Genomic DNA, 8401 nt, shown 5'->3' on the forward strand with positions numbered 1-8401 from the left:
CCCCCCCCAGCCACTGGCGGGTCTGCGGGCTGTACCAACCGGCTTCGGCATCGCGACACAGATCGCCCAGGACGGCACCGGCCTCTACCGACGCCAGTTGATCCTTGTCACCGAGCAACACCAGACGGGCGTGAGCCGGCAACGCGTCGAGCAGGTTGGCCATCATTTCCAGGTCGATCATCGAAGCTTCGTCCACCACCAATACATCCAGTGGCAAGCGATTACCGGCGTGGTGACGGAAATGCCGGGTGCCGGGACGACTGCCGAGCAAACGGTGCACGGTGGTCACATCCGACGGGATCTTCTCGCGCACTGTTTCAGCCACTTTCAGGGTTTGAACCTGCTGGCTGATGGACTCGGTCAATCGTGCGGCAGCCTTGCCGGTGGGTGCCGCGAGACGAATGCGCAGCGGTTTACCGGCCTCCACTGCGGGTGCCTGGAGCAATGCGAGCAAGCGTACAACCGTAGTAGTCTTGCCGGTTCCCGGTCCGCCGGTGACGATGCTGAATGCACTGCGGGTAGCCAGGGCACACGCGAGCTTCTGCCAGTCGATCACGTCATCAAGCGTGGCTGGACCGAACAAACCGGTCAGGCGTTGGGGCAAATCACCCGGCGTTGCTTCGTGTGCCGCCAGGCGCTGGCGCAGCGCGTGGTCGATGCGCCGTTCGTAAGCCCAGTAGCGGCGCAGGTACAGGCGTTTACCCGACAGCACCAACGGCCGGTGTTGCGCAGCCTCACGCCCATCGACGGCCAGAGCCACCAGACGGCTGGACGCCAGCACCTTGCACCAATGGGCGCCGTCCAGCGCCTCAAGCAATTGCGATGGCAACAACATCGCACCGCTTTGCACATCACCTTCCGGCGGCAGCGAAAGGGCGAAGTCAGGCTCTTTCAGTGTTTCGAACAGATCCAGGCAGACATGACCGTGGCCCAGTTGGTGACTGATCAACGCGGCGGCCAGCAGCACCAGTGGGTCATCGTCGGGAGCGAGTTCGTGGAGAAACGCGACGAAGGCCTTGTCCAGCGCTCGCAGCCAGCCGCGTTCGACCCAGCGCGTGAGCAGCAGCAACAAATCATCAGCGCGACTCAACGGGGCCAGATCCGCCAGGCTTTCAGCCGCCAATGGCATGGGCAACAAATCGGCGAAAGTGCGACTCATAGCAGTACTCCCTGTTCCCAGGCGGGTTCGGCCTTGGGCTCTGGTTTGCCCTGGAACAACCGGTCCAGGCGCTCGATCAGTTCCCGTGGCGGACGGGCAAAATACACGCCCTGGCTGGCCGCGCGAGTACCGCGAAGAAACAGATACAGCGCCCCACCGACATGTCGGTCGTAATCATAATCGACCAGCCGAGCCTTGAGCTGACGATGCAGGGCGAGCAGGTACAGTACGTATTGCAGGTCGTAACGGTTGTCGAGAATCGACTGTTCCATGGCCTGCTCGGTATAGGCCGTGTCATCGACGCCCAGCCAGTTGGATTTGTAGTCCGCGACGTAGTAGCGGCCTTCATGCTCGAACGTCAGGTCGATGAAGCCTTTGAACATGCCATTGAGCAGCACCGGTTCGGCGGCCACCCGGGCCACGCCGTGATGGGTGTATTGACGCACCAGCTCATCGAGCTTGAGCACATCGACTTTATGACTGGCGAACCAGAACTCCATCTCGACCCGGTATTGAGTCAGTTGCTCGAACACCACTGACGGCTGTCCGCCACCGATGTGCAACGGGGATTTGAGCAAGTGCTGCAGCCAGCTGCTCAGTGTGGTGATCCAGCCTTCCCAGCCACGGCGGTTGCAGCGACGGGCGATGGCGTCTTCCACGGTTTGCGGTGCAGCGGCAAAACCTTCGTCACCGGCCCATTCGAGCAATCCATGAAGAAAAGTGCCGGGGTTCGGACCACGAGGGAATCGATGGATATCAGCGCCGCCAGCGGCCACTTCTCGTGGCGCTTCGGGATCGAGGCGCTCGTCATCAAACAGCTTTTGTGCTTGCGGACTCTCCGGGGCTTCGTCACTGCCCACGCTCAGACTGTCACCAATGCGCAAGGCGCTGTAAGAGGCGATCCACCAATTTTCGCTGGCCTTGCGCCTGGGTATCAGCGGGGCAAGCAAGGTCGCTTCATTGCGCGGCGGATGGTAATGCTCGGCGGTCGCGTCAGGCATTTCCCCGTAGTTCAGCGCTGGGCAGTCCTGCTGCAGATCTTCCAGCCAACGCCGCAACCCTGCCGACTCAGCCAATGGCGCACTACCGCCCAGCAGATAACCCAACGCTGAAAGGTGCAGAACCGAACCGTTGTTATTGCCGCGCTTGAGGTCCGTCACGCCGAGCCAGCAAGCATGTTGTGCCCGGGTCAGGGCCACATAGAGCAGTCGAAGATCTTCGGCCAAACGTTCATCATCGGCCAGGGCGATCAACTCGGCCGTCGGTTTCAAGCTCACCTGTGCCTTGCCCGCGGCATCGTGGTAATGCAGCGGCAGACGGCTGCCATCCACCGGTTTTGCCGAGCAGATGAACGGCAGAAACACCAACGGATATTCAAGCCCTTTGGATTTGTGGATGGTCACGACCTTGACCAGTTGCTCATCACTTTCCAGGCGCAGGATCTGTTCTTCGCCGGCCTGACCGGACAATGCCAAATGCTCGGACAAATGACGGATCAGCGCTTGCTCGCCATCGAGTTCGGCGGCGGCCTGCTGCAGCAACTCGGACAAGTGCAACAGGTTGGTCAATATGCGTTCACCATCGCTGCGCGCGATCAACGCCTGGGGCAGCTGAAAGTCATGTAGCAATCGCCGCAACATGGGCAGCACGCCCTGCTTGCGCCAAAGCTCGCGATAACCGCGGAACTGCATGACCCGTGCCTCCCAGGCCAGTTCGTCCTGATTCAGCCGCTCCAGCTCAGCCAAAGAAAGGTTCAGCGTGATGCAGGCCAGCGCGGCACGGAGGGGGCGTTCGACATCCGGCTCGGCACAGGCCTTGAGCCAGATCAGCAGATCATGGGCCTCCTGCGCGGCGAACACTGAATCCTTGTCTGACAGGTAAACACTGCGCACACCGCGGGCGGAAAGTTCGCCGCGCACGGCCTGGGCCTCTTTGCCGTCGCGCACCAGAATCGCGATATCCGCCGGCAGCAGGCCTCTGAAATCCTTACCATCCTGGATGAAGCCCGCACGCCCTTGCTGACCGCCATTGAGCAGCGCAGTGATTTCACTGGCGCAGGCGGCGGCCAATTGTTGTCGATACACCACGCCGGACAGTGGCTGATCTGCGGACAAGTGCCAGATGTTCAGGGCAGGCACAACCTGACCATCAATGTGCAGGGCTTCTTTGCGCCCCTGAGACTCGACGGGCAGAAACGGTACCGGGTTCTCGCCATTCTTCTCACGAAACAGGAATGCGCCACGCCCCTGCTCACGAGATTCGGCACGCTCGAAAACATGGTTCACCGCGTTGACCATGCCATGACTGGAACGGAAATTTGTACCCAGGGTATGCAGGCGGCCGGTGGTGGCCTGACGGGCGCGCAGATAGGTATAGATATCGGCACCGCGGAAGGCATAGATCGCCTGCTTCGGGTCGCCGATCAGGAACAGGCCGGATTCAGGATTGTTGTCTTCGATGCGATAAATGCTTTCGAAGATTCGGTACTGCACCGGGTCGGTGTCCTGAAATTCGTCGATCAGCGCAACCGGGAACTGCTCGCGGACCAGGGTCGCCAGACGCTCACCGCCATCGGACTGCAAGGCCGCATCGAGGCGCAGCAGCATGTCGTCGAAGCCCATTTCCGCGCGGCGACGCTTTTCTTCCTCGAACCGGGCACCGACCCAGTGGGCGGCATGTTGCAGCACGGCGGCATCGGGGGTCGGCAAGCCATCGAGACTGGCCTTGAGGCCGGGCATCGCATCGAGACCGGGGTGACGGGGAGCTTCACCTTTCCAGGCTTCAGCCATGCCATCGGGAGTCAGGCGAGTGAAGCCGGTACCAATGTCCAGTTGCTCCAGAGATTCGTCTTCGGCCCAGGCCCGGAGCTTTTCGAACCAGGGTTCAAAGTAGCGCGCCTGCATCTTGCGACCATCGACGCTTTTGCTCGCGACGCCCTGATGACAGATCGCAAGCAGCTCATCGGACCATTGGCGCCAGGGCATCTTGAGTTCGAGCAAAGCGGCCCGTCGTTCCTCCAGGCACTCGGCAATCAACTCGGCAGGTTCTTTACCTTCAACGCTGTCACGCTCGCTGGCGAACAACCCACGCACTCGCGGCAACAACGCCGCCGGGCCACCCCAGTTGCCGCGAACCCAGTTCAGCGCATCGCCTTGCATCGGGTAGCAGAACAGTCGCCAGTAGTCGCGCAGAACTTCGCCGAGCAAATCACTGTGATCGGTTTCCAGGGTCTGGGTGAACAGGCTGCCACTGTCGAATGCATGTTCGCGCAGCATGCGCTGGCACCAACTGTGGATGGTCGATACCGCCGCTTCATCCATCCACTGGGCGGCGATGTCCAGGCGGTTTGCACAACCAGGCCATTGTTCGGGGAGGTATTGCTCGCGCAACTCGGCAATGAGGCCATCCGGCGCCGATGTCTCATCACGGAAAAACCGCGCAGCCTCAGCCAGCCGTGTGCGAATACGTTCGCGCAGTTCTTTGGTCGCGGCATCGGTGAAGGTCACCACGAGGATTTGCGGCGGCAGCAATTCACGGCCAAAACCACTCGACTCGTCGCCATGGCCAAGGACCAGACGCAAGTACAGCGCAGAAATAGTGAAGGTCTTGCCGGTCCCGGCGCTGGCTTCGATCAGTTGGCTGCCACGCAGGGGGAATGCCAGGGCCAACGGTGTTTTCGTGGTCATGGGCGCGCCTCCTCGCTCGTCAATGAACGCCAGGGAGCCTCAAGCAGCGGCCGATACAACGCGTCGCACCAATCGGGGAAGGTCTCGTCGGCAATCAGGACATCGTAGTCGGCGTATTGCCGAGCGAGTGCCGGGCTTTCGCGGCGCTCGCCATCAGTGGTCTGGCCATCGCCTTCATAGGCCTTTCGGGCAGCGGCGTCGGCTTTGACCGGATCGGTTTGAACGAGCCAGGCGAAGGCTGTTTTTACGGCAATCGGCAGCGGCTGGCGCATGCCCGTTTGCCAGGCCAGCAACAGATTACCCAGGGCATCAAGTGCTTGATCCTTCGCCAACGGAGCCAGTAACAGACTGTCGTCGCTGGCCACCAACGCGGTGGTCATCGGCATCCCGCTGGCACAGGCAACCAGGTGATTGATCCATGGTCGCGTCAGACGATGCCATTTGCGGGTCTTGAGCGAGCCGATGCTGTTGGGAATCGTGGTGACCGACAGCAAACCACCGTCCGCCCGTTGATGCAGGGCACTGAGCCAGCCCTCCAGGCGCAGCCCATGCAGTTCCAGACTCACCGGCAACGCGCTGGTGAGCGGGGTCGGCCATAACGCCAGGAGCTGCTGATAGCGCTGCAACAGATCCGGCAGCGGCTCGATCAACTCTCGTTGCAGACATTCGCCAAATCCGGCCATGGGCAAGAGCCCGCTATTTTGCAGGCGTTTCGCCTGCGCCTCCAGTACCTGATCGGTTTGGTCCAGTTGCCCCAGCGCTGCTTCGAGCAAGCTGTCGCTGAGGCTATAGCGTTGCAGCGCATCGAGTACAAATGGCTCTTCATCCGCCAAAGGCGCTTCGGCAGCCTCGAAGAACACTTTGAGCCGCTGACTGAAGAAATGCCGTACAGGATTGCGCAGAAAATCCTGCAATTGACCCAGACTCAGCGGCTCGTCCTGAATGTAGGCTTCAAGAACCTCGATGGCAGGCGTCATACCGCTGGACTGATGAAGTACCTGCCATTCGCTGGCGTAGCTGAACAAATCATCGCCTTCATGGAAGTAGCGTGCACTGAAGGGTTGCAGGGGATGTTCCTGGGTCATGGATTCAAGCAGATCATCATCGTCATTGTGCAATCGCCAACCGCTGGCGAGATGGTCACGCAGCTGTCCTATCAATACCGAAGCAGGGCGCTCACTGTTGTCCCGAATACTGCGGCCGACCCAGCTGATATAGAGTTGGTCCCGCGCCGACAATAATGCTTCCAGCAACAGATAGCGGTCATCTTCGCGCCGGGAACGATCGCCGGGCCGGTAGTCGCTGCCCATCAGGTCGAAGTCCAGCGGCGGCTGCGCGCGAGGGTAATCGCCGTCATTCATGCCCAGCAGGCAGACCAGTTTGAACGGGATCGCTCGCATAGGCATCAAGGTACAGAAATTGACGGCACCGGCGAGAAAGCGCTGAGACAAGCGACCTTGGTCGAGGCCAGCCAGCCAGGCCTCACGGACTACGGTCAGCGGTAACTCGTCCTGCAAGCCTACCGACTCGCAAGTCTCAAGCCAGGTCTCACGCAGCTCTTCGAGCTGGGCCAACAAATAGTCGTCATGCTCATTACTGGCCTGGAAAAACAACTGCACCAGTGCTTGCAAACGGATGCCCCAGAGTTTGGGGGGCGCAGGCTGGGTGAGTTCCTGATGGGCAATCTCCAGTGCATCCAGCAGTGCGACCAAAGGTCCTATCAGCGCAGCATCCAGACCGCCGATCTCGTCGTAGGGTTCAATACCCTCGCAGGCACTGGCGCTGCCCACGGCATAACCAAGCAACATCCGTCGCAAGCCGAAACGCCAACTGTTTTGCTCCAGTTCTTCTGGCAGGCCCAGGCCCGCACGCTGCTCGGCATTCATCCCCCAACGGATACCTGCGCCTTCGATCCAGCGGTGCAAGGTCGGCAGGTCACGTTCCTCTACGCCAAACCGAGCGCGTAATGCCGGAACGTCCAGCAGATCGAGAATTTCGCTGACAGGGAAGCGACTGTCGGGCAGCTTGAGCAGATGCTCGACAGCGATCAGTAGCGGATCCCTGCCGCGCTGGCCCTGATCCGCGAGCGTGAAGGGAATGAAGCGTGGGTCGTGGCGATCAAGCTGACCAAAGACAGCACGGATGTGGGGGGCATAACTGTCGATGTCCGGAACCATCACGATCACGTCGCGAGGCCTGAGGTCTGGATCAGCACTGAATCGTGCGAGCAGCTGATCGTGGAGAATCTCCACTTCGCGTTGAGCGCTATGGGTGATGTGAAAACGGATCGATTCGTCCTTTGTCAGATCGACAGCAGGCCAACTCTCGCGAGTTTCGTTCAGGGGGCGCAATTCCAGGATGTCGTCCTGCAACTGATTGAGCATGCTCTGTGGCTGGTTATCGCTGAAAAGGTCGATGCGCCCATCGCGAAACGCCGAGCGATAGCTGTTGGGATCGTCGTAACTGTCGAGCAGATTGATGTAGTCCCGCCCCTGCTTGCCCCACGCCGCCAATAGCGGGTGGGCATGCTGATGGAGCGTTTGCGGATCAAGCACAACCGGCATGCCGCGCTTGCGAGCCTGGCGCTTGTATTGATGCCGCAACAGGTCTTTATCGGCGACGATGTCCGCCCAATGGTGGCGACATGGGTTGTGTACGCACAGTAAGACCTGACTGAATCGAGCCAGCCCGGCAAGTGCCTCCAGGGCTTGAGCTGGCAGTGAAGAAATCCCGAAAACAATCACCCGTGAAGGCAATCCACCGGGCGCTCTGTCGAGACCATTGATACGCTCGATAAAGCGTTGGTGGACACCCGCGCGGCTTTGCGCCATGCCTTGTTCACCGACATCCAGCAACAGCGCACGCCACAGCTCTGCTTGCCAGCAGTTGGCCGGGGCCAGCGCTTTGGCTTCGCCTCTGCCATTTCGTAATTGGTGACGGCCTTCTGCCCAGTCTTCGAGCCAGTCCGCCCTGTACACCTGATATTGGTCGAATAGATCGGCCAGACGCTCCGCCAATTGATAGCGTTTGCGTAAGTCGGTGTCATTCGTAAGGAAGCGCTGCAGGGGTTCGAAGTGCGGTTGGTTGATCAACTGTGGTAGCAGACGCATCAGGCGCCAGGTCAGCGGGGCTTTATCGAGCAGGGATTTGGCCGGGATTTCGTCACGTCCCAACACCATGCGATAGAGCTGCCACATGAAGCTGCCTGGTAACTGCACATCGATGGCAGCGGCAATTCCGCAGCCGCCCATGTCGTCATCTTCAGGGTCTTCGGCCAGTGCCAGCTTCAGCCATTGGGCGATGCCGTTGCTCTGTACCAGGGCGATTTCATTTTCCAAAGGAGCCAACGGGTAGCGCCGCATCCAGCTGACCACCAGGCTTCGCAGCTCGTCCAGGCGGTTGCCGTGAACCACCATAAAACCAGCACTGAGGGACGTAGCGTCCGGCATAAAGGCTTCCTTGGGAAAATACAAAAGCTAGGGCCGAACCTTAGCACTGTCGGCAGACCGTGACAGCCGGGAGCGTTCCGATGATGCTGTACGAACTTTCCTTCGGG

General features: G+C 60.3%; 3 protein-coding genes. All 3 read right to left on the reverse strand.

Annotated elements, in window-relative coordinates:
- Window positions 1–1159, reverse strand: a 1159-nt coding sequence (gene recD / locus PMI21_RS24650; protein ID WP_007934261.1) for an exodeoxyribonuclease V subunit alpha, incomplete at its 3' end; no start/stop codon positions are given.
- Window positions 1156–4845 (reverse strand): exodeoxyribonuclease V subunit beta, encoded by a 3690-nt coding sequence (recB, locus tag PMI21_RS24645; protein ID WP_007934262.1) that lies wholly within the window; start codon window positions 4843–4845, stop codon window positions 1156–1158. The genes recD and recB, both read right to left, overlap by 4 nt.
- The gene (recC, locus tag PMI21_RS24640; RefSeq protein WP_007934263.1) at window positions 4842–8294 is read right to left on the reverse strand and encodes an exodeoxyribonuclease V subunit gamma; all 3453 of its coding nucleotides are present in this window, start codon (window positions 8292–8294) and stop codon (window positions 4842–4844) included. The genes recB and recC overlap by 4 nt, the downstream gene beginning before the upstream one ends.
- Between the last annotated feature and the right edge of the window lie 107 nt (window positions 8295–8401).

Source organism: Pseudomonas sp. GM18 (genome assembly GCF_000282195.1).
In the GTDB taxonomy this organism is placed as follows: domain Bacteria; phylum Pseudomonadota; class Gammaproteobacteria; order Pseudomonadales; family Pseudomonadaceae; genus Aquipseudomonas.